The organism is Nannocystis exedens (genome assembly GCF_002343915.1).
GTDB lineage: Bacteria > Myxococcota_A > Polyangia > Nannocystales > Nannocystaceae > Nannocystis > Nannocystis exedens.
The window spans coordinates 6,134,063-6,155,310 of the sequence record NZ_NETK01000001.1 but is presented as its reverse complement, the minus strand read 5'-3'; the positions used below and the strand labels follow the sequence as shown (position 1 = coordinate 6,155,310).

The 21,248-nt window shown below is 73.3% G+C and carries 18 protein-coding genes; 8 read left to right on the top strand and 10 right to left on the bottom strand.

What is annotated here, in order from left to right:
- Positions 1-8: 8 nt before the first annotated feature.
- Entirely contained in the window at positions 9-872 is an 864-nt protein-coding gene (locus NAEX_RS24270) for an AraC family transcriptional regulator (protein ID WP_096329859.1), read from the bottom strand.
- Between the two features lie 22 nt (positions 873-894).
- Complete coding sequence (locus NAEX_RS24265) at positions 895-1,830, bottom strand: MBL fold metallo-hydrolase (protein WP_245913789.1); 936 nt, start codon at positions 1,828-1,830, stop codon at positions 895-897.
- Between the two features lie 274 nt (positions 1,831-2,104).
- Here NAEX_RS24265 and NAEX_RS24260 point away from each other — a divergent pair, with 274 nt between their 5' ends.
- Both NAEX_RS24260 and NAEX_RS24255 read left to right on the top strand, forming a co-directional pair.
- Positions 2,105-2,698 (top strand): metalloregulator ArsR/SmtB family transcription factor, encoded by a 594-nt coding sequence (locus tag NAEX_RS24260; RefSeq protein WP_096329857.1) that lies wholly within the window; start codon positions 2,105-2,107, stop codon positions 2,696-2,698.
- Positions 2,699-3,086: 388 nt separating this feature from the next.
- Positions 3,087-3,917, top strand: a complete 831-nt coding sequence (locus NAEX_RS24255; RefSeq protein ID WP_170135966.1) for a PP2C family protein-serine/threonine phosphatase — start codon at positions 3,087-3,089, stop codon at positions 3,915-3,917.
- A gap of 37 nt (positions 3,918-3,954) precedes the next feature.
- Here the strand turns inward: NAEX_RS24255 and NAEX_RS24250 are convergent, their stop codons facing one another.
- Entirely contained in the window at positions 3,955-4,692 is a 738-nt protein-coding gene (locus NAEX_RS24250) for a dienelactone hydrolase family protein (RefSeq protein WP_096333721.1), read from the bottom strand.
- Positions 4,693-4,788: 96 nt separating this feature from the next.
- Between NAEX_RS24250 and NAEX_RS24245 the strand changes: the two genes are divergently transcribed.
- The gene (locus NAEX_RS24245; protein ID WP_096329855.1) at positions 4,789-5,334 is read left to right on the top strand and encodes a hypothetical protein; all 546 of its coding nucleotides are present in this window, start codon (positions 4,789-4,791) and stop codon (positions 5,332-5,334) included.
- A gap of 53 nt (positions 5,335-5,387) precedes the next feature.
- Here the strand turns inward: NAEX_RS24245 and NAEX_RS24240 are convergent, their stop codons facing one another.
- From NAEX_RS24240 to NAEX_RS24225, 4 genes are all read right to left on the bottom strand, one after another.
- Positions 5,388-6,806 carry a WD40/YVTN/BNR-like repeat-containing protein gene (locus tag NAEX_RS24240; RefSeq protein ID WP_096329854.1) on the bottom strand — a complete coding sequence of 473 codons (1,419 nt, stop codon included), beginning with the start codon at positions 6,804-6,806 and terminating at the stop codon, positions 5,388-5,390.
- Between the two features lie 48 nt (positions 6,807-6,854).
- On the bottom strand, positions 6,855-7,760 hold the full coding sequence (locus NAEX_RS24235; protein WP_096329853.1) for a hypothetical protein: 906 nt from the start codon (positions 7,758-7,760) through the stop codon (positions 6,855-6,857).
- Positions 7,742-8,332, bottom strand: a complete 591-nt coding sequence (locus NAEX_RS24230) for an RNA polymerase sigma factor (protein ID WP_096329852.1) — start codon at positions 8,330-8,332, stop codon at positions 7,742-7,744. Before NAEX_RS24230 ends, NAEX_RS24235 begins: the two co-directional genes overlap by 19 nt.
- Before the next feature lie 73 nt (positions 8,333-8,405).
- A complete protein-coding gene (locus tag NAEX_RS24225) occupies positions 8,406-9,752 on the bottom strand; it encodes a hypothetical protein (protein WP_143140567.1) in 1,347 nt (448 codons plus the stop codon).
- A 493-nt stretch (positions 9,753-10,245) separates the two neighbouring features.
- Between NAEX_RS24225 and NAEX_RS24220 the strand changes: the two genes are divergently transcribed.
- The 5 genes from NAEX_RS24220 to NAEX_RS24200 all read left to right on the top strand — a co-directional run bounded on the left by NAEX_RS24220 (position 10,246) and on the right by NAEX_RS24200 (position 15,545).
- The gene (locus NAEX_RS24220) at positions 10,246-11,127 is read left to right on the top strand and encodes an SDR family oxidoreductase (RefSeq protein WP_096329850.1); all 882 of its coding nucleotides are present in this window, start codon (positions 10,246-10,248) and stop codon (positions 11,125-11,127) included.
- Complete coding sequence (locus NAEX_RS24215) at positions 11,102-11,596, top strand: transporter substrate-binding domain-containing protein (RefSeq protein ID WP_096329849.1); 495 nt, start codon at positions 11,102-11,104, stop codon at positions 11,594-11,596. Before NAEX_RS24220 ends, NAEX_RS24215 begins: the two co-directional genes overlap by 26 nt.
- Positions 11,593-12,579 carry a cation efflux transmembrane domain-containing protein gene (locus NAEX_RS24210; RefSeq protein WP_096329848.1) on the top strand — a complete coding sequence of 329 codons (987 nt, stop codon included), beginning with the start codon at positions 11,593-11,595 and terminating at the stop codon, positions 12,577-12,579. Before NAEX_RS24215 ends, NAEX_RS24210 begins: the two co-directional genes overlap by 4 nt.
- Positions 12,580-12,738: 159 nt before the next feature.
- On the top strand, positions 12,739-14,361 hold the full coding sequence (locus NAEX_RS24205; RefSeq protein WP_143140566.1) for a leucine-rich repeat domain-containing protein: 1,623 nt from the start codon (positions 12,739-12,741) through the stop codon (positions 14,359-14,361).
- A gap of 224 nt (positions 14,362-14,585) precedes the next feature.
- Complete coding sequence (locus NAEX_RS24200) at positions 14,586-15,545, top strand: aromatic ring-hydroxylating oxygenase subunit alpha (protein WP_096329846.1); 960 nt, start codon at positions 14,586-14,588, stop codon at positions 15,543-15,545.
- Here the strand turns inward: NAEX_RS24200 and NAEX_RS24195 are convergent.
- Genes NAEX_RS24195 through NAEX_RS24185 form a run of 3 tightly spaced genes read right to left on the bottom strand, consistent with a single transcriptional unit; the run spans position 15,542 to position 21,226 of the window.
- Complete coding sequence (locus NAEX_RS24195; RefSeq protein ID WP_096329845.1) at positions 15,542-16,966, bottom strand: hypothetical protein; 1,425 nt, start codon at positions 16,964-16,966, stop codon at positions 15,542-15,544. The two genes, NAEX_RS24200 and NAEX_RS24195, sit on opposite strands and share 4 nt — an antisense overlap.
- A 4-nt stretch (positions 16,967-16,970) precedes the next feature.
- On the bottom strand, positions 16,971-17,957 hold the full coding sequence (locus NAEX_RS24190) for an AAA family ATPase (RefSeq protein WP_096329844.1): 987 nt from the start codon (positions 17,955-17,957) through the stop codon (positions 16,971-16,973).
- Positions 17,945-21,226: a hypothetical protein gene (locus NAEX_RS24185; RefSeq protein ID WP_096329843.1), complete on the bottom strand. Its 3,282-nt coding sequence runs from the start codon at positions 21,224-21,226 to the stop codon at positions 17,945-17,947. Before NAEX_RS24185 ends, NAEX_RS24190 begins: the two co-directional genes overlap by 13 nt.
- Between the last annotated feature and the right edge of the window lie 22 nt (positions 21,227-21,248).

Below are 21,248 nucleotides of genomic sequence, written 5' to 3'. Positions count from 1 at the left end.
ATGCATTTTCAGACATGTCCTCTATAACATGTTCTGATGACCCCACGCTGGCGCTGCCCCCGGGCGCCCCCCGATTCGGCGTCGCCCGCCGACCCGTGCGGCGCGTGCCGGCGCCGCCACGCGCTCGGCGGCTCGCCGACGAACGCCGCGAACGCCCGCGAGAACGCGGCCGGGCTGGCGAAGCCGACCTCGAGCCCCACCTCGGTCACCTGCGCGCCGGGCTCGAGCAGGCGGGACATCGCCCGCAGCAGCCGGGCGGCCCGCACGAACGCCTCGAACGACATCCGCGCCTCGGCGGCGAAGCGGCGCGCCAGCGTGCGCGGCGACACCGCGGCCGCCCGCGCGACCGCGGCGATGCTGTGCGGCGCGCCCGGACGCGCCAGCACGTGGGCCATCGCCCGCGCCAGCTCGGGGGTGCGCGCGGTCGGCAGGAACCACGGCCGCCCGCGCGTGACCGCCTCGCGGCAGAGGTCGACCAGCACCGCGAAGTAGCGCGCGGCCGGGTCGCCGTGACAGCGGCGCACGTCCCAGCCGGCCGCGTGCTCGAGCATCGCCACGACCACGGGCGGGACCGCGAACACCCGCGCGCCGCCGGCGAGATCGGGCGTGGGCGGCCCGAGGTAGGCGGTGCACAGGGCCGCGGCCGCCCGGACCCGCACGCGATGGCGCGCGCCGGCGGAGATCCACGCCGCCTGCTGCGGCGGCAGCAGCCACTGCGCGTCGTCGGTCTCGAGGTGCATCAGGCCGCTGCCGGCGAACAGCAGCTGGTGCCGCGCGTGCGCGTGCCAGCCCGAGTCGGTCCCGGCCGCGAGGTGATCGGTGAGCACGAAGCTGGCGACCGGGGCGGCGTCGACGTCGATGCGAGGCGGCACCTCGCCGGCGAGGATATCGCAATCATCGCACCAGCGACTGGACGAATCCGTACACCCCGTAGGTGATCAGGTCGTCGAGCTCGCGCTCCGGGAACGCCGCCCGCGCGGCCTCGGTGATCGCCGCGTAGTGCTCCGCCGCGTTCTCGCCGGAGAACGCCTCGGGGTCGTCGACGCCGGCGACGTAGTCGCGGACGACGCCGTCGATCTCGACCAGGTAGTCCTGCTGTTCGCGCACCGCGACCTCCACCGGCGCCGGCGCGCCGCGCCCGCCGTACACGGTGGCGTCGCCCCAGGCGCGCAGCTCGTCGAGCGCGGCCGACCACGCCGCCAGGTCGGGCCGCGGCGCGCCGTCGACGATCCCGCCCTCGAGCCACGCGTGCGCGCCGTGATGCACGAGGTCGCCGACGATCAGCGCCTCGAGCGCGGGGATGTAGGCGACGGTCTGCGTGCTCGACACGCCGGCGTGCTCGAGCACCTGCAGCTCGACGGTCGCGTCACCGAGCAGCTCGAGGCGGAGGTCGTCGGCGAACCGCAGGTCGACGGTGGCCTCGGGGGGGTAGCTGTCCTCGTCGAAGGTGCCGTTGCCGATGAAGACCGCGCGCTTGTAGGCGTGGACGCCGGGGATCGCCGCCGCCGTCGCCTCGCTGGCGACCACCGTCGCGCCGGCGGCCCGCAGCGGACCGACGCCGTTGAACTTGTCGGGGTTCGGGTGGGTGATGACGACGTAGCGGATCGGCGAAGCCGTGTGCGCGCGGATGTCCTCCACCAGCGCCTGCGCCTGCGGCTCGGTGAACTGCGCGTCGAACACGACGACCTCGCGGCCGGTGTCGTAATAGAAGGAGTGCGTGTCGAACCCGGCCGCGTCCGAGGTGAAGGTGTAGAGCACCCCCGCCGCCTCGGGCGCGTCACAGGCGACGAAGCAGAGGGCGGCGGCGAGAGCGAGAGCAGGGCGTTGCATGGCGCGGAGCATAAGGAGCCCGCCCGCGCCCCGCTTGCCCGTGGCGGCCAGCCTCTTGCTCGCGCCGGCCAACCGTCGGGGCGGCGCAGGCACGCCGCGCCGGGCCGTGAACCCCGCGCGCGAACGCGACGCCGCGCTCGCGCCGGGCCTCGCCAGCCGAAGGAAACGCTCGCCCGCGCTCGGCGGGCGCCAGGGGCCCGCAGAGCGGCCGAGCATCGGTTAAATCGATGTCGACCAATTTGACAACCATAAAATCGGCGAGTATCGTCCCCGCATGTCCGACGCCGCCGACCCCAAGCCGGCTCTGGTCCAGCTCTTCAAGGGTCTCGCCGACCCGACTCGCCTGCGCATGCTCGCCGCGATGGTCGACCGCCCGCGCTGCGGCCAGGACCTCGCGGCCGAGGTCGGCGTCACGCCGGCCACCGTGTCGCACCACCTCCGCGTGCTGTCCGAGGCCGGCCTGCTGCGCGAGACCCGGCAGCCGCCGTACACCTTCTACCAGCTCGACATCGAGGCGCTGCAGGGGGCGCTCAAGGCGGTGTCGACGCCCAAGCGGGTCCGCGAGCTGGCGACCGCCTCGCCGGTCGACGCCGAGACGCGCGACGTCCTGCGCGCCTTCTTCGACGGCCCGCGGCTGGTCGCGCTGCCGGCCCAGCGCCGCAAGAAGGAGATCGTGCTCGAGGAGGTGCTGCGCCGGCTGCCGCGCCGTCGCGAGTACCGCGAGCCCGAGCTCAACCGCTTCATCGAGGTCGTCCACCCCGACTTCTGCACGATCCGCCGCGAGTGGATCATGGGCGGCTACATGGAGCGCGAGGCCGGCGTCTACAGGCTCGCCCCGCGCGGCCGCGCGGTGCTCGACGGCGGCTGAGCCGGCGCCGTGTGGCCGGTGTCGGCGTCTCGGGACATGCCCTGGACGACATGTCCTTTCATACAATCTACATTTTAAAAATTCATAGAACTGCCGCCGGCGCGTCGGCGCCCGCTCGCGCCGGACTCGCATCATAGGAGTGCGGAGCTGCGAGCGCGTCCGGTCGTCGACGGGGCCTCCTCGCCGACGGCCTCCGCCAGCGCCGCCGCCGCGGATCGCCGCGCGATTCCGCTCCGAATCGCACGGCGCGGCGACTCCGCACGACGAAGATCGGGAGCCGGAGTCCCCGATCGATGTCTCGACATCGCGCCCTCGCTCGTCACGACCGCTTCATCGCGCGCGCGGCGGCGACGCCCGCGCGCCGGGCATGCTGTATCTTCTTCGCCCCGTGCGCACCCGGCATCACGGCGACACCGACGTCGGTCGGCGTCGCAGCCAGAACGAGGACGCGTTCGTCGCCAGCGACGAGCTCGGCCTGTTCGTGGTGTGCGACGGCGTCGGCGGGCGCGCCTGCGGCGAGGTCGCCTCGCAGACCACGGTGCAGCTGATCCACGAGTGGGTCGACCGCGAGGCCGAGCTCATCCAGTACGCCCATGAGGAGGCCCGGCTGGCGCGCAAGCGGGTCGTGCACGGCCCGCCGGTGGTGGAGCCGCAGATCCGCCTCAGCCCCGACACCGTCGCGCGGCTCGGCGGGCTGGTCCGCAGCGCGCTGCAGAACGCCTGCTACCTGGTGCACGGCATGGCCGAGGTCGACGCCCGCTACACCGGCATGAGCACCACCGCCTCGGTCGTGCTGGTCGCCGGCGAGCTGGCGATCGTCGGCCAGGTCGGCGATTCGCGGGTGTACCTGGCCCGCGGCGACGATGTCCGCCAGCTCACCGAGGACCACACCCTCCTCAACATGCAGGTGAAGCAAGGGCTGGCGAGCGCCGACAAGGCGCGCGGGCGCAAGAGCCAGATCACCCGCGCCATCGGCCTGCGCGAGTTCGTCGAGGTCGACATCATGGCCTTCCCGCTGCAGCTCGGCGACCGCCTGCTGCTCTGCTCCGACGGCCTCCACGAGTACCTCGACCAGGCCGCCGACACCCTGATCGACCTGTTCCGCCTGCACCCGCGCGTCGCCGCCCCGGCGGCGATCCGCTACGCCAACCTGTGCGGCGGCAAGGACAACATCACCGCCCTGTTCGTCGAGCTGATCGAGGGCGGCCGCGACCGCTGATCGGACATGTCCTCCCGGACATGTCCCTCAAAAAAGCTCACCGCGGCAGGGTGCGCGCGAACAGCTCGAGCAGCGTCGCCCAGTGGCGCGCGTTGCCGGCGGGGTCGTGGACCGGGATGTCGGCGAACACCCAGCCGTGCCGCGCCGGGTAGGTCTCGAGCGTGTACTTCACGCCCGCGGCGTCGAACGCGGCGGCGAGCCGCTGCTTCTGCTCCTCGGGGAAGGTCGCGTCGTCGCTCGCCGCGGCGACGTAGACCTCGGCGGTGATCTTCGGCGCCAGCAGGTGCGGGCTGTCGGGCTCGCCGTCGGCGAGGTTGCCGGGGTGATAGGCCGCGACCGCGGCGAAGCGGTCCGGGTAGTGGCCGGCGGCGATGACGGCCATGCGCCCGCCCATGCAGTAGCCGACCGCGCCGACCGGCCCCCGGCGCACGCCCGGCTGGGCGGCGATGCAATCGAGGAACACTCGCGTGTCGCGCATGACCGCGGCGCTGGTGGTGGTCGCGCGGTGGCGGGCAAACCACGCCTGACGCACGGCGGGATCGGAGAACAGCTTGGACGGATCTTGCGGCTCGTAGGGCCCCGAGCGGTAGAACAGGTCGGGCAGCAGGGTGAAGTAGCCGGCCTCCGCGAGGCGCTCGCAGTGCTCGACCAGCGTCGGCCGGATGCCGACGCCGTCCATGAACACGAGCGCCGCCGGCCACGGCCCGGGCGTGCGCGGCGTGTACACGTGCGCGGGGCAAACCCCGTCGTCGGTCGTGATCTCGATCTGCGTCATGGTCACGCGCGCACGCTAGCCGATCCCGTCGACGCTCGACAAGGCGCGCGCGCCCGCGCCGTCGTTCACCCGCCGCGGTGCTACTCTGGCCCGGTCATGCGCGAAGGACTGCCGCCCGACCTGCAAGCCCGACTCGCGGCGTTCGTCGCCGCCAAGCCGGCCGCGCGCCCGCTCGTCGACCAGCTGACGAACAGGCACGCCGCGGCGACCTCTCCGCGCGAACGGCAGGCCGTCGAAGAACAGCTGCGCGGCCTCGTCGCGCCGGACCGCACCCGCCTCGGGCTCGGCGTGGCGCTCGCGCTCGTGTTCACCGGCATCGTCGGCGCGGCCCTGTGGACCCAGCAGCGGCACGAGGCCGCCCTGGAGCGCAGCGTCCCGGCCGTCGCGCTCGTCACCCGCACGGAGCCCGGCGACTGCACCCTGACCATGTCGCGCAAGCGCTGCCTCCGGCTCGAGCTCGAGGTCCACCGCGACGGCGCCGCCCCGTACACCGGCTCGCTCACCCACAACATCGACCTCGAGCGGCTGTCGCGCGTGCAGCCCGGCTCCTGGCTGACCATCGGCGTGAACCCCGACGACGCGAGCGAGCTGCTGTTCGACGAGCGCGCGCTGGCGGCCGCTCCGCCCGCGCCGGCGCGCTGACTTTTCCCATCGGACATGTTCATGAAAACATGTCCCCGGAGACATTCACCGCGTCAGCCGCCGCCCGGCTCGATCGACAGCCCGAGGTAGATCACCGACGGGTCGCTCGGCAGGAACGTGATCACCGTGTCGTGCCACATGTTGTGCGTCAGCGTGATCGAGTCGCTGGCGTAATCGTAGCGGTACAGGTCGGTCCCGTAGCCCTGGTAGTTCGAGCCGAACACGAAGTAGAGCACGTCGGGGTCGGTCGGGTGCGGGAACAGGTGGTTGCCGTTGTAGAGCTTGGCCTCGTTGGCCTCCACCACCGGCGTGAACGTCAGGCCGCCGTCCTCCGAGCGATAGACGTGGCGCTGGGTCTGGTCGTTGGGATCCTCGAGGTCGAGGCCCTCGACCCACACGATCTCGCCGTCCACCGGCGAGACCACCAGGTTGAAGCCGTTGGCGTCGCCGGGGCTGAGCCCGGTCGCGCTCTGCCAGCCCTCGCCGGCGTCGTGCGAGACGAGCACGCCCTGGGCCAGCGCGCCGAACAGCACGTGGTCGATGTCCTGCGGGTCGAACGCGGCGCGGTAGGCCAGCGAGCCGGCGAACGCGGGGATCCCGACCTGCACCCACGACAGGCCGGCGTCGACCGAGTCCCACACGCGCCCGGCGGTGTCGCCGATCCGCACGTGGTCGGGGTCGTTCGGGTCGACGCCGAGGCCGACGATCCCGTCCTGCCCCGCCGGCGAGCTCAGCTTCGTGATCACCTCGTCGTCGACGCGCACGATCGCCTCGTTGTTGTCGCCGTAGGCGTACGCCCGCGTCTCGCCGGCCGCGTGCAGCCGCACCGCCGGCGCGTTCGGGTTGCCGGCCGCGCCGATCGAGTGCCACGAACAACCGGCGTCGCTCGACGCCAGGATCTGCTGCCCCGAGCCCGCCAGCATCGCCCCCGGCTTGCCGAGCGCGACCAGCCCGAAGGTGTACGTGACCGGCTGGATCTGCTGATCCATCGGCGCCAGCGTCGCGCCCTGATCGAAGCTGAACGTCACCGCCCCGGTGCCCGTCACCGAGGCGCAATTCGGCGGCTGCCAGCCCTCGCCGGGGCCGGTCGTCGAATCGGTGGTGCTCGTCTCGCTGTCGCTCGTCGTCGTGGTCGTTTCCGCGGTCGTGCTGGTGTCGTCGGTCGTCGTCTCGACCGCCGTGGTCGCCGTGGTCGGCTCCACCGAAGTGGTCGCCGTGGTCGGCTCCACCGAAGTCACCGTCGAACTCGTCGGCGCGTCGGTGGTCGACGATTCAGTGGTCGACGGATCGGTGGTCGGGTCCGCCGCCGTCTCGCTCGCCTGCGTGGTCGTCAGCGTGGTCGTGTCGACGGTGTCGGTCTCGGTGCCGGTCTGGCCGACCGGGAGGTCGTCGACGCAGGCGCCGAGCAGGCACGCGGGCCCGGTCAGCAGCAGGAGCGTCAGGGAGGTCGAGGTCGTGGGCAAGTAAGTCATGACGGGGTCGCTCGTTGCGAGTGTGTTTCCCGCCCGCGACCTCCGCCATTAATCCATCGTCGCCGCTGCAGCCACCGGGCAGGCCGCGCGGACCCGCTCGCGGTACGCCGAGCGCGGGTAGGTGCGCATGAAGGCCTGCTGCGCGCGCTCGCCTCGGGCGACCTCGCCGGCGTTGCACAGGGCCACCACGCGCAGGGCCTCGCGCTCCTCGGTGAGGCTGCCGCGGGCAAACTTTTGTGCATGCGCATCGATCGCCGCCAGCGCGGACGCGGGGCGGTCGGCGTCGAGGGCGTCCTTGATCTGCTGAATCAACATTAATTCTTCGAGCACCGGATCGCCGGCCGCCTCGCCGCTGCGCGGCGGCTCCGCCGCGACCTGTCGCGGCTGCGGTCGCGCCGGTCGACGCGGCGCAGGCTCCGCCACGGGCGGCGCAGGCTCCACCACCGGCGGCGATTCGGCGGTGGCAACCGCGGGCGCCTTCGGCTCGCTCGTCGCCGCCGCGCCGGCGATCGGCAGCGCCGCGGACGGCTCCGGCGCGCTCGCGGCGTCGACGATCGGCATCGTCGCCGTCGGCCCTTCGACCGCCGTCGCATGCCCGGCCGGCGGCTCGCTGCGCGCCTCGATCGGCTTCGGCGCGACGGTCCTCTGCGCCGGCTCGTGGTCGTGCGAATCCATCAACATGTCGGCGGGCCCGGTCCCCTGCTGCTGGCGCGCGCTCACCAGCCAATACGAGGATGCGGCGACCAGCGCCAGCGCGGCCGCGAGGGCCAGCCACCCGCCGGCGATGGCGCGCCGTCGCCGACGAGGCGGGCGCAGCGGGATCACCGTCGCCGAGCGAGCGGCGGCGGCTGCCATCAATGCGCGGGCCATCCGCTCGCGCGCCGCGTCGGACGGGCGCTCGCGGTCGCGGTAGGCCGCGACGAGCTCGCGCGTGGTCACGGGTTCGTCGCGCATGCGTGCCTCCGTTCGTCGCGCGCGTGCAGCCGCAGGCGGAATCGCTCGAGTCGGGCCCGCGCCGCCCGCAGCCGCGAATACACCGTGCCCAGCGGGATCGCCAGCGCCTCCGCGATCTCGTCGGCCGTCATCTCCTCGATCTCCGTCATCTGAAACACCAGGCGCTTGTCGAGGTCGAGCTCGTCGAGGAACGCCTGCATCAGCGCCGCCGCCTGATGCACGCGCACCGTCGCGTCGGGCTCGCGCGACGCCTCCTGCGGCTGCGGCAACGCGGCCAGGTGGCGCTCGCGGCGGGCGTAGCTGCGCTTGTCGTGCAATACCAGGTTGCGGGTGATGCCGAACAGCCACGCCCGCATCGACCCGCCGGGGCGGAATGTGTGCAGTCGGTGATGCACGCAGAGGAACACCTCCTGGGTGACGTCCTCGGCGGCGTCGGCGGGGATCCCCAGGCTCCGGGCGATCCGCCAGACATAGTCCACGTGCGCGCGATAGATCGCCATCAAGTCCGGCGCGCCCTGCTCCGCGGACGTCGGCGCGTCCTCGGCGTGCGGCGGTTCGGCCAGGGGGATCATGGCCGCCTGCTTTCCCGCCGCCGGGCGCTGCCATTAATGAGAATGCAGGGCGATCTTGCGCGGCCCGACGTCATCAGAAGAAGCGCGCCTCCAGCTGCAGCCCGGCGCGCAGGCCCACCGCCCCGAGGCGGAAGATCGGCTCGCGGTTATAGACGAGGGTCGGCCGGTGCAGCGGCACCACCAGCTCGGCCTCGACCCGCAGCGCGCCGTGGCCCCGCAGCGCCCGCGGGGCCCAGGCCAGCGCGCCGCCCAGCAGCGTCGCGCCCCACCACGTCCGGCCGTCGAGGTTGATCTCGCTGCCCACGCCCGCCGCGCGCAGGCCCCCGGCCTCCAGCCCGAGCGCCGCCTGCAGCTCGACCGGCCCGACCCGCCGCACCGGCCCGATTCGCAGCGACCCCGCGTGCAGCGACAGGTCCGCGCCGATCTGCCGGTCCTCGGGCCAGCGCGCCGGGCTGCGGAACCATCCCGCGTACCCGAGCGCCAGCCGCAGCCGCGGCCACGCCACGCCGAGCGCCGCCGTCAGCCCGGCCGCCGCCCGCGGCAGCACGCCGACCGCCAGCGCCGGCCCGACCTGCACGAAGGCGCGCGCGCGAGCGGCGGTGGAGCGGCCCTCGTCCGCGGCGGCCGCCGCCAACGCGTCCCCGGCCCTCCCGCGCCCTCCCGCGTCCGCGCCGACCGCCTTCTTGCCGCCATTCGCCGCGCGCCCGCGCGCGTCGCCCTCGACCCCGGCCCCGTCCGCCGCGCGCCCGCGCGCATCGCCCGCGACCCCGGCCCTGTCCCCCGCGCGCCCGCGCGCATCGCCCTCGACCCCGGCCCCGCCTTCCGCGCGCCCGCGCGCGCCCACCTCGACCGCCGCGCGCCCGCGCGCCGCTCCGGCCGTCTCCGCCCCGTCCGCCGTCCCCCCGCGCTCGCCTGTCCCGGCCTCGCCCGCGCGACCGCGCGCCTTCGCCTCGACGTCCTCCGTCTCGGCTGCGCGCGCGCCTCCCTTCGCCTCTCGATCGGGCACGGGCACCGCCAGCGGGACCTCGTCGGGCGCCGCGCCCGAGGCCGGCCCGACCAGGGCGATGCCGACGAGCAAGGCGGTCGCGTTCGCCGTCGCCTCGCAGTCGTGCAGCGTCAGCCGGCGCTCGGTCGTCCCGTCGCGGCCCGAGAACACGACCACCAAGAGCCAGCCCCCGCCCTGCCGCTCGACCCGCGCGCGCACGGCGGTCACCGCCGGGGACACCGGCCGGGCGCCCACGACCTCGCCGATCCGCGCCTTCACCCGCGCCGCCGAGGGGCAGCCCGTCGGCGCCTCCCAGTCGATCGTCGGCATCGCCGCCGCCCGCCCCGGCGACAGCGCGAGCAGCCCGCCGAGCACCGCCGCGACCCGGCCGCCCCGGCGCGCGCGCTCACGACTCCTGGGCTGCGGGCTGCGCACGGCGCTCGTCCGCGGTGATACCACCTGCGCCCGGCGAGCGCCGCGCCGCCGTTCGCGGTCGACGCCGCGCCCGCGACGCGCCCCACCCCATCACGTCCCCCGATTCGAGGTCGCGGCGCCGCACGATCGAACACCACGCCGCCAATGCCGGTACCACGCCGTGGCCCCATTCTCGACGGTGACTCCCTCCAATCGATGCTCCCACGATTCGCCGCATCGCGGGCGAGCGGGCGTCGTCGATCCGCCGCCGGCCCGTCCAGCGCGCCGCCCTGGCGACTACCAGCACGTGCGGCCATGTGCCGTCCGCAGCGCAGTTTCGCGCAACCTGCGCTCACGCACTGCCGAGCCCGTCGCGCCTTCGTCGCGGGCAGCGGGCTTAGCCGTGTTCGACTGCCCGCGCGCTCGCCTCCGGGTCGGCGCATTGACAGTCAGGCCGAGTGTGCCACGAGTCCGTCGTCGCAAGGCCCGCGACGCACAGGAACCGGAGAAGACCATGGGTAACGCATCGAAGCGCGACGAGAAGAGCGAGCAGCGGCCGGAGCAGAGCCAGAAGCCGCCGGGTCAGGAGTCGAAGATGACGCCGCGCCCGAAGTACATGCGGCCCGAGTACCGCGGCAGCGGCAAGCTCGAGGGTCGGGTCGCCCTCATCACCGGGGGCGACAGCGGCATCGGCCGGGCCACCGCCGTGCTGTTCGCCCGCGAGGGCGCCGACGTCGCCATCGTCTATTTGAGCGAGGACGCCGACGCGCGTGAGACCGCCGCCCAGGTCGAGAAAGAGGGCCGCGCCTGCCTGTCGATCCGCGGCGACGTCGGCGACGCCGAGTTCTGCGACGACGCCGTCCGCCAGGTCGTCGATCGCTTCGGCCGGCTCGACATCCTCGTCAACAACGCCGCCGAGCAGCACCCCAAGGACAAGCTCGAGGACATCGACGAGGAGCAGCTCGTCCGCACCTTCCGCACCAACATCTTCTCGATGTTCTTCCTGACGAAGGCCGCCCTGCCGCACCTGCGCAAGCAGGAGGGCGCCAGCATCGTCAACACCACCTCCGTCACCGCCTACCGCGGCAGCGGCGGCCTGCTCGACTACAGCGCCACCAAGGGGGCGATCGTCGCCTTCACCCGCTCGCTCGCGGCCAACCTCGCCGGCGACGGCATCCGCGTCAATGCCGTCGCCCCCGGCCCGATCTGGACCCCGCTGATCCCCTCCACCTTCGACCCCGAGAAGGTCGCCAGCTTCGGCAGCGACGCCCCGCTCGGCCGCGCCGGCGAGCCCGAGGAGTGCGCCACCTGCTTCGTCTTCCTCGCCAGCGCCGACGCCTCGTACATGACGGGCCAGGTGCTCCACCCGAATGGCGGCGAGATCGTCAACGGCTGAGCGCCTCGCGGTCGTCGCCTGGCTCGCCTGCGCCTGCGACCTCCCGCGCGACCCCCAGCGCACCGCCGAGCGCGTCGCTCTTTACGGCGTCCGCGTCGGCGTCGTGCTCGAGCCGCCGTGGGCCTGCCAGCGCGACGGCCGGCTCGCCGGCGCCGAGGTCGACCTCGTCCGCGAGTTCGCGCGCGCGCGGGGCCTCGAGGTCACCTTCACCCTCGGCGGCGAGACCCGCCTGCTCGCCGCGCTGCGGCGCTTCGAGTTCGACCTCGTGATCGGCGGCCTCGTCGCCGACAGCCCGTACGCCGACGACATCGGCCTCACCCGCGCCTACCACCACGCCGTCGACGGCGAGCACGTGCTGGCCGTGCCGCCGGGCGAGAACGCGTGGACCATGCAGCTCGAGGCCTACCTCGGCCGCGCCGACATCGACGCCGCCCTCGCCCGCGGCCGGGCGGACTGCGGTGATGCATGAGCGAGCGCTGGGGTCATACGCCGGGCCACGAGCTCCCGTGCAGCAAGCAGCCGTCGATGCGGCTCGCCGTGCGGGTCGAGCAGGTCTCGCTGTTCTTCTTCGTCACCGCGATCGCCTTCACCGCCTTCGTCATGGGCGAGTCGCAGGCGATGAAGACGGTGTGGATCGACGACATGCTCGGCATGGTCCCGCCGGTCGCCGTGCTGATCGCCGCGCGCCTGCGCCGGCGCCGGGCCACCGACGCCTACCGCTACGGCTACCACCGGGCCGTCACCATCGCCTTCCTCGTCGCCGCCGTCGCCCTGCTCGGCTTCGGCGTCTATCTGCTCGGCGAGAGCCTCTACACCCTGATCCGCGCCGAGCGGCCGACCATCGGCACCGCCACCGTGTTCGGCCGCGACCTCTGGCTCGGCTGGCTCATGCTCGCCGCGCTGGCCTGGAGCGCCGTGCCCACCGTCATCCTCGGGCGGATCAAGCTGCGCCTCGCCGAGGACCTGCACGACAAGGCGCTCTACACCGACGCGCTGATGAACAAGGCCGACTGGATGACCGGCGCCGCCGGCGTGCTCGGCGTCATGGGCATCGGCCTCGGCTACTGGTGGGCCGACGCCGCGGCTGCCTGCGCGATCGCCATCGACATCACCCACGACGGCGGCCGCAACCTGATCGCCGCCTTCGGCGACCTCATGGACCGCCGCCCCCGCGACGTCGCCTGCCGCTGCGACGACCCCGTGCCCGAGCGCCTGGCCGCCGAGCTCGCCGCGCTGCCGTGGGTCCGCCGCGCCTCCGTCCGCCTGCGCGAGCACGGCCACGTCCTCATCGGCGAGGTCTACGTCGTCCCCGTCGACGAGGCCGAACCACTGCGCCGCATCGAGCAGGTCGGCGAAGTCGCCCGCGCCCTCGACTGGCGCCTCACCGACCTCACCGTCCAGCTCGTCCCCGCCCTCACCCGCGAGGACGACGACCGCGGCTGCGAGGATTGACGCCCTCGGGCCCGGCCACCTGTCGCGAAGGCCATTTCACTCTCCCTCTCGCCTGGCCAGCACCCTGCCGTTCCGTGCCCGCGCGCCCGTGATTTCGTCCGCCGCGCCCCCCACCGCCCGCCGATGGACAATTCGCCCGATCCCGGCACTCTGACGGTCATGCGTCGTCGGCCGTCGCTCGCCCTCGCCCTCGCCTTCGCCCTCGCCTGCGGCCCGGACACCGCCAGCGAGACCGAGCACGGCAGCACCGGCGCGCCGGGCACCACCACCGGCGAGCCCGGCACCGACGGCCAGGGCACCACCGATCCCGGCACCACCGATTCGCCGCCGCCGACCACCACCGGCGAAGTCACCACGACCACCACCGGCGACCCCACCACCGACGATCTCACCACCGGCACCACCGCCCCGCCGGTCGTGCAATGCACCGAGATCGTCATCGTCGACCCGCTGCTCGAGGAGTACCTGCGCCTGCGGCTCGACGTCCCCGAGGGCCCGATCCCGGTCGAGCTCGCCGAATCGCTGGACACCATCCACACCAGCCTCGACGTCGCCTCCCTCGCGGGCCTCGAGTGCTTCACCGGCCTCACCTCGATCGACTTCATCTTCACCGAGATCGCCGACCTCGGCCCGCTCGCCGGCCTCACCGAGCTCACCCACCTCACCGTCTTCGGCAGCAACATCGCCGATTTGGGCCCGCTCGCCGGCCTCGTCAATCTGCGAGAGCTCGACGTCTCGCAGAACCCGATCGCCTCGCTCGCGCCGCTCGCCGGCTTGCCGCTCGAGCAGCTCCTCGCCGCCGAGACACCGGCGCCCGACCTGACCGGCCTCGGGCAGATCGTCACCCTCCGGACGCTCTCCCTCGGCGACTCGGGCCTCTCCGACATCACCGAGCTCGCCACCCTCGTCGACTTGACGAGCCTCGGCCTGTCCGACAATCAGCTCACCGACCTCTCGCCGCTCGCCGGCCTCACCGCCCTGCAGGGGCTCAACCTGAGCGGCAACCAGATCAGCGACCTCGCCCCCCTCGCCGGCCTCACCGCCCTGCAGAGCCTCGACCTGTCCGAGAACGCGATCGCCGACCTCGCCCCTCTCACCGACCTGGTCGCCCTCATCCGGCTGATCGCCGAGCACAACACGATCGCCGATCTCACTCCCCTGGCCGGCATGAGCGCGCTCGCGGAGCTCGACCTGTCGGGCAACCAGATCGTCGACATCGGCCCGCTCGCCGGCCTGCACGCGCTCACCGAGGTCGACCTCGCGGTCAACCAGATCGTCGACATCGCCCCGCTCGCCTTGCCCGCGCTGTTCGACCTCGGCCTCGCCGACAACCAGGTCGTCGACCTCGCCCCGCTGCTCGGCGCGCCGGTGCTGGACCGCATCGACGTCTCGCGCAACCCGTTCGCCCCCAGCATGAACAGCCTCGCCTCGCACCCGGCGCTGCAGTTCGTCACCGCCGACGCCGCCGGCCTCCCGGGCGTGCCCGAGTTCGCCGTCGCCGGGCTCCTCGTCCTCTCGCTGCAGGACAACGCGATCGCCGACCTCGCGCCGCTGGCCGCCTATCAATCGCTGCAGCAGATCGATCTCACCGGCAACGACCTCACCGAGCTGGCCGCGATCCTCGACGACCCGTGGCTCAGCCAGTGCGATTACATTCAGGTGAGCGGCAACCCGCTCGACGAGTTCACCCTGTCGACGACCGTCCCGCAGCTGTGCGCGTTCCCGGTCGACCTCCAGGGCGCCGTCGACGAGCCCTGCTGGGACTGCTTCGACCACAACTGAGCGCCCCCGCGGGACGCCGTGCGCTCCTGCCGTCGCCACCGAGCCTCCGGCCGCGAGTGATTCCGTTCGCGCGGCCGCATCGCCGGGCCCCGCATCGCCCGCCGTCCCGCTGCGCAGGCTTCGCCAGGCCGGCGCGCTTTCGTCCGGGGTCGGGCTCCTCCTGCCGAACAATCGTCGCCCGCAGGTTTCGGGCGCGCCCCCCGGGCCGGCGAAACAAGAGAGCCATGTTCCGCGGCTTCGCACATGTCTGGACGATCGTCGGCCTCGACCGGGACCTGAAGCGCCGGGCGGCGCTGCCGCTGCAGGTGGCCGGCGAGCGGGTGGTCCTGTTTCGCGACGGACAGGGGCGAGCCTGCGCGCTCGTCGATCGCTGCCCGCACCGCGGCGTGCGGCTGTCGCTCGGCAAGGTCCAGGACGGGTGCATCGAGTGCCCCTTCCACGGCTGGCGCTTCGCCGGCGACGGCAGCAACCAGCTCGTCCCGTGGAACCCCGACGCCAGGCGCGAGCGGCTCGGCGCCACGCCGCTCCCCGTGCGCGAGCGTGCCGGGCTCTTGTGGTTGTACACCGCCCCCGGGCTCGCGGCGCCGTCGGAGCCCGACATCCCCGACGTGCTGCAGCGCGACGACCTCTCGCTCAGCGGCTTCACCATGATTTTCGACGCCCACTGGACGCGCGTCATGGAGAACTCGCTCGACTGGCCGCACCTGCCGTTCGTCCACCAGCGGACGATCCGCGACGCCCTGCCGCTCCGCCCCGGTTCGCGGCTGGACATCTCCTGGGAGGATCGGCCGTGGGGCGGTCGGACGACCACCGCGATCGACGGCGTCGCCCAGCCGATCACCCTCGACTACCGCTTCCCCAACACCATGCACCTGCACCTCCCCGCGGGGAAACGGATCTTCGAGCTGATGCTGACGGCGCTCCCCGTCGACGACACGACCACCCGGGTGCTCATGGTCACGATCCGCGACTTTCTGCGGTCGCGTTTGTTCGATCTGTACTTCGAAGCCGGCGGCCGGAAGATCGGCGGCGAAGATCGGGCCGTCATCGAGACGTCGTCGCCGCGCGAGGTCCCGCCCGCCGGCGACGAGCGCTCGGTCCGCACCGACGAGCCGACCCTGCGCTTCCGCAAGGTCTACCGCGACCGCCTGATGGACTCGATCGCCGGGGAGCCGGATCGTTAGGCGAACAGCCGCAGCAAGAGCGCGTCGAGCAGCGCCCGCAGCCCGCCCGGCTCGCCGACCGCGAAGCTCTCGCCGTCGAGCACCCAGCGCGGCTCGCCGACCCGCACCCACGCTCGCGCTCCCGCGCGCGGGTCCTCCTGGTGGGCCGCGAACACCACCAGCCCGCGCGGCGGCGCCTCCTGCCAGTCGGTCATCGTCGCCAGCGTCACCCGGCGGTGCGCCAGGTCGTCGGCCAGCGTCATCGCCATCAGCCGCGCCTCTTCCTCGGCCGCCTCGGCGTCGGCCTTGCCGCCGGTGCGCCAGCGCAGGTGCAGCTCCGCGCCCGACGGCCCGAACACCTGCATCATGTCGGCTTGCAGGCGCAGCGTCGTCGCGTCGACCAGCACCAGCGTCTGCGCGTCGAGCTCCGGGTGCTTGTGCCGCTGGTCGAGCGGCCGCTCGATCACCACCGTCACGCGGCGGCGTTGATCGAACAGCGGGCTCTCGTCGCGGGTGTAATACAGCAGCTCGCCCTGCGCGAAGCGGACGTCGAACAGGTCGATCATCCCCAGCTCCTCGCGCCCCGAATCGACGTAGGCCACCTCGCTGCGCACCAGATTTTCGAAGCGCCCGCGGGTGCTCAGCGCATCGAAGCCGCCGGCCGGGTAGTGACTCGCGTCCTCCTCGTCGACCGCCACCTCCTGGGCCTTTCGACGTACCGCCATCGCCACGCTCGGGCTGACCCCGCCGATCGCCGCCGTCGCCGCGTGCAGCTCGCGCAGCGCCAGGCGGCTCGACTCGTTGGGCAGGTCGGCCAGGTGGGCCAGCTCCCACAGGTCCTCCGGCGAGAACAGCTTGCCTTCGCCGAGCCCGCCCACGATCGCCGCCCGGATCGCCAGCGCCCACGCGCGCCAGTTCGCGTCGACCGGCGGCTCCTCCCACGCCCCGTGGCGGGCCGGCCAGCTCGCGCACAGCGCCAGCGCCTCGCGCCACGACGAGCGCAGGACCGCCGGGTTGCCCGCGTCGAGCTCGGCCCGCCGCGAGGCTGGCCCGAGGGCCAGGCCGATCGCGTGCGCCAGCGCCCGCGGCTGCAGCTCGCCCGACAGCGCCGCGATCGCCACGTGCGCGTCGCCGACGCTCGGGTCGAGCACCCACTTGCCGAGCACGCGGTCCTCGTACTGAAGCCGCTCGGCGCGCTCCTCCTCTGGCCAGTCGGCGAGGTCGCGGCTCGACGCGAACGCGAACGCCCGGCCCTCGACCAGCAGCGTCCCCAGATCGTGGACCAGGTCGAGCGGCAGCGCGTCGTGGCCCTCCTCCCACAGCGCGCGCAGCCAGCCGAGCGCCGGCGGCAGCGACTCGGACAGCGCGCCGCCGTAGCCGCTGACGTAGGCCCACGCCTTCAGCGCCGGCAGCAGTTCTTCGCGGCTGAGTCGCCGGGCCACGCGCTCACCCGCCCAGCCCCAGCAGCGCCTTGACCTTGCTCGCCACCACCGGGATCTCGTCGCGGCGGTTGCCGACGTATGCCAGCAGGTTCAGGTCCGACGTCTGCACCGCTCCGCCGTGGTTGAGGAACGCCTGCGTGCGGATCACCTTGTAGAGCTTGACCAGCTTGCGGTCGCTGACGAGCACCTTGTCCTCCGTCTCGAGCGCCCGCACGATCCGCCGCATCTCCGCGAACACCGGGCGCGGGAACCACTGCGCCCGGTCGCGGCCCGGCTCGCGGCCCATCCCGAAGCTCAGGTCCATGAACCGCTTGAGCTTCAAAAAGTCGTCGAGCGACGCCGCCCCGCGGGTCCACGGCTTGTGTCCGCTCGCCCGGTACGACTCGTTCATCACCCCCGCGTCGATCAGCTCCTCGAAGTGGCGGTCCTTCACCGGCTTCGTCTCGATCTTGAGGATGAAGCGGTCGGCCATCGCCTCCAATTCGCTCTGGTCGGGGATGTCGTTCGTCGCCGCGAACAGCATCACCAGCCGCACCGGCGTCGGCTGCCCGTCCTGGTAGAACTTGCGCTCGTTGAGGATCGTCAGCAGCGTGTTGAGGATCGCCGAGTTCGACTTGAAGATCTCGTCGAGGAACGCCACCCGGCAGTCCGGCAGCATCCCGCGGGTGCGCCGGAGGTAGCGGCCCTCCTTGAGCACGGCGATGTCGATCGGCCCGAGGATCTCGCTCGGCTCGGTGAACTTCGTCAGCATGTACTCGAAGTAATCGCCGGCCCCGAGCCCGAGGCTCTCCGTCAGCTTGACCACCAGGTCGCTCTTCGCCGTCCCCGGCGGCCCGACCAGCAAGAGCGGCTCCTGGGCCACCGCGCACAGGATCGCCAGATCGATCTCCTCGTCGCGGGCCACGAAGTACTCCTTCAGGCCCCGGCGGTGCTGCTGGATCCGCGCGCGGATGTCGTCGATCTCGGGCTCGAGCTCCTCTAGCGTCCACATACTGCGCTCCAGTCGGTGACGATGCGGCGGCGCAGGGCGTGTTCTTCCTGGTCGAGGAAGCCCTGCACGCGGTCGCTGTGGCGGGTGCGGCTGTCCGCCAGGCTGTCGACGATCGCCTCCAAGATCAGGATCTTGTGCGTATCGTAGTAGCGGCTGGCGGTGAAGGTGTCGCGGAACACCGCGAGCTCGGCGACGAACCGGCGGAACCGCTCGACGCGCGTCATGTTGGGCCAGTGGCGCAGCGCCTGCGCCACCGCCAGGCCGCCCTGCGCCCGCGTCACGTAGTCGAGCGACCCGCCGAGCACCTGCGTGCACAGCGTATCGAGCACCTCGTCGGCCACTCGCTCCTCGCCGATCTGCACGAACCCGGTCGCCACCGTCGCCGACAGCGCGATCTGGTCGCTCGACGTGTACGCGTGCACCCGCGCCAGCGCCTCGAGCAGCGCGCGCGCCGGCTCGAGCCCGCCGAACCGGCGCAGCGCCGCCAGCCCGCGCTGGGTCGCCCGCACCAGCTCGCGCGCCGACCCCAGCTTCTCGCTGCGGGCGATGTTCACCAGCGTCTCGAGCAGGCGCCCGAGCATCGCGTCGTCGCCGAGGCTCGCCGCCCCGTGGATGCACGCCGCCACCGCCTCCGCGCGGTGGCTCAAGATCTGGATGTTGCCGAGGCCCGGCTCCGCGCTCGCCAGCACCTCCGCCACCACCGCGTCGCTGCCGCTGGCCAGCGCCCGGCGCACGCACACGTCCACCGCCTCCGCGATCAAATAATCGTACGACCGCGTCCCGACCGACACCTCGCGCGCCACCACGTCCGCCAGGCCGCTCACGTCCACGCCGGCCGGCAGCTTGAAGCGCGTCGTCCGGGCCGCCGACTCCTCCTCGTACGTCGTGCGCAGCCACATCGACCGCTTCTGCAGCCACGTCACCGCCTGCTGCATCCGCGGGTCGCGGACGCTCTCGACCGTGCGCGCCACCTCGGCCGCCCACACCTCCGGGCTGCCGCCCGAGCTCTCGTGGGCCAGGCGCGCCATGTACAGGCGGAACAGCGCGCGGTTGGGGACCTCGTGCACATCGATCTCGAGCTCGACCGGCGCGATCAATTCCTGCGCCAGCCCGCGCGCCCCGAGCCGCGCGAACCCGACGGCGAAGATCAGGCGCATGAACGCCGTCGGCGCGTCCATCTCGGGCAGCCCCGCGTGGGCCGCCTCGTGCCACATCGCCTCGAGCGCGACGAGCTGCCCCTGCTGCAGGCGGTCGGCGCGGGCCTCGACCGACTCGTCGCTGTGATCGTCGCCCTCGCGCGCCAGCGCGTGCCGCACGAAGCGCGGCAGGTCGTGCAGTTCACTCAGCCCGCGCTCGTTGATCCCGCCGAGGATCGCCTCCTTCGCCCGGGTGATGCCGAGGCGGTCGCGCGCGTGGCGGTGCCAGCCTGCCAGCACCGCCCACGCCAGCCGGCGCGACACCGGCAGCCGCGGGTCGGCGAAGATCGGCAGCGCCAGCTGCATCAGTTCGTCCGCGGGCGGCCGCTGCGTCGCCACCCGGGCCACGAGCGACGCCCCCAGGCGGCTCGCGTCCGCCGGCGTCCGCCGGTCGGCCACCACCCACTCCATCAATGCGTCGTCCGAATCACTCCCGCGCGTCGCGCTCAGCAAGCGCGCCGCCAGCTTCGCGTCGTAGGGCGGCCCGCCGTGCAGCAGCGCCATCTCGAAGCAATCGGCCGCCTCGTCGCCGTCGCCGAGCGCCGCCTTGATCTCCCCCAGCTCCTGCCACACCTCGGGCTCTTCGCAGCCGCCGGCGACCACCCGCCGCTCGAGCGCGCGCACCTGCTCTCGCAGCGCCCGCAGGTGCGCCGCCGCGTCGACGTCGATCGCGCTCGCCGGCTCCTCGACCACCACCGGCTTCGGCGGCGGCGCCCGCTTGACCGGCCCCTCGCGCGTCTGCGGCCTCTTCGGCGCCGGCTGCCGCGCCTCCTTCGGCCACTCGATCGTCACCTCCGGGAACTCGAACACGCTGCGCTCGAGCAGCTTGTCGAGCTCGAGCCGGCGGTCGGTCGCCACGTAGTCGATCCACCGCTGCAGCGGCTGCTCGTCGACCTCGACGATCGTCACCACCCGCGGCCCGTCGTGGTCCTCCGTGATCACCACCGTGTGCGCCCGCTCGAGCCCGAGCAGCGCCCGCAGATCGTCGCGCCGCAGCACCGGCATCAATCGCCGGCCGGTCGGCACGTACAGGTTGTCGGCCCCCGCCACCTGCGAATAACCCGGCACCCCGAGCGTGTCGCTCACCCGTCCCGCCATGCGCGCCGCCCCCGGCCGCACCCGCTCGCGCAGCAGATAGACCGTCCCGTCCGCGCCCGTCAGCCGCGCCACCGTCAGGCGCGACAGCTCGTCGGCCGTGCTCACCTCGATCAGCGGCTCGAGCTCGAGCAATTGCTCCGGCGTCAGCAGCCACAGGTCCGGGTCGGTCAGCGCCGCCGGGGCCAGGCGGATCGGCACCCGGAACCGCACCTCCGACGCCACCGAGCGCATCGCCACCCGCGGCGCCTCGAGCTCCGGCGCCGCCGCGTCGAGGATCGCCCGCGCCCGCCACTCCGCCGGCGTGCGCACCCACTGCCCGTCGCGGTCGACCAGCGCCGCCTGATTCACCCGCGCCAGCGAGGCCGCCGCCGCCCCCGCCGCCGGATGTTCGAAGGACCAGGCGACCCACAGCGAGCTCGCGCCGTGGCGGCCGTACACCGCGACCTCGCCGCCGCCGTCGCGCGCCGCCATCATCAGGTAGATCGGCGGCGCCTTGACCTTCACCGCGAAGCTGCCCGCCGCCTCGTCGACGAAGCTCACCACCTGCGCGTCCGAGCGCCCGAGCAAGAGCAGCCGCTCGATCAGCAGCCGCGGCGCCTCCGAGTCCGCGCGCATCACGAACAACGCCTCGTCGACCAGCGGCTCGCCCGGCACCCGCCGCAGCCGCAGCGCCTCCACCAGGCGCGGCGCGCTGCGCTCCTTCCACAGGTCCCAGCGCGCCGGCGGCCCGCCGCGCAGCGGCGTCAGCACCAGCGTCTCGTCCTGCTCGATCGCCGTCGCCAGCGGCAGCCCGCGCGGCAACAACCTGTCCGCGAGGACAGCATCGAGCGCCTCGCAGGCCAGCGCGCTGCCCGGCCCCGACATGTCGAGCATCACCGACCATGTCCTTTCAGTTAGGAACGGCGCCGCCTCGGCCAGCACCGTCAGCGCCGCGCCGTCGCTCGCCGTCCCCGTCAGCAGCAGGCAGAACCGCACCGTCGCGCTCGCTCTCCGGAGG

What these genes read in the sequence shown, in the direction of transcription:
- NAEX_RS24265 (WP_245913789.1), bottom strand. Translation starts at nt 1,830, where the DNA reads ATGCAACGCCCTGCTCTCGCTCTCGCCGCCGCCCTCTGCTTCGTCGCC.
- NAEX_RS24260 (WP_096329857.1), top strand. Translation starts at nt 2,105, where the DNA reads ATGTCCGACGCCGCCGACCCCAAGCCGGCTCTGGTCCAGCTCTTCAAG.
- NAEX_RS24250 (WP_096333721.1), bottom strand. Translation starts at nt 4,692, where the DNA reads ATGACGCAGATCGAGATCACGACCGACGACGGGGTTTGCCCCGCGCAC.
- NAEX_RS24245 (WP_096329855.1), top strand. Translation starts at nt 4,789, where the DNA reads ATGCGCGAAGGACTGCCGCCCGACCTGCAAGCCCGACTCGCGGCGTTC.
- NAEX_RS24240 (WP_096329854.1), bottom strand. Translation starts at nt 6,806, where the DNA reads ATGACTTACTTGCCCACGACCTCGACCTCCCTGACGCTCCTGCTGCTG.
- NAEX_RS24235 (WP_096329853.1), bottom strand. Translation starts at nt 7,760, where the DNA reads ATGCGCGACGAACCCGTGACCACGCGCGAGCTCGTCGCGGCCTACCGC.
- NAEX_RS24230 (WP_096329852.1), bottom strand. Translation starts at nt 8,332, where the DNA reads ATGATCCCCCTGGCCGAACCGCCGCACGCCGAGGACGCGCCGACGTCC.
- NAEX_RS24220 (WP_096329850.1), top strand. Translation starts at nt 10,246, where the DNA reads ATGGGTAACGCATCGAAGCGCGACGAGAAGAGCGAGCAGCGGCCGGAG.
- NAEX_RS24215 (WP_096329849.1), top strand. Translation starts at nt 11,102, where the DNA reads ATGGCGGCGAGATCGTCAACGGCTGAGCGCCTCGCGGTCGTCGCCTGG.
- NAEX_RS24210 (WP_096329848.1), top strand. Translation starts at nt 11,593, where the DNA reads ATGAGCGAGCGCTGGGGTCATACGCCGGGCCACGAGCTCCCGTGCAGC.
- NAEX_RS24205 (WP_143140566.1), top strand. Translation starts at nt 12,739, where the DNA reads ATGCGTCGTCGGCCGTCGCTCGCCCTCGCCCTCGCCTTCGCCCTCGCC.
- NAEX_RS24200 (WP_096329846.1), top strand. Translation starts at nt 14,586, where the DNA reads ATGTTCCGCGGCTTCGCACATGTCTGGACGATCGTCGGCCTCGACCGG.
- NAEX_RS24190 (WP_096329844.1), bottom strand. Translation starts at nt 17,957, where the DNA reads ATGTGGACGCTAGAGGAGCTCGAGCCCGAGATCGACGACATCCGCGCG.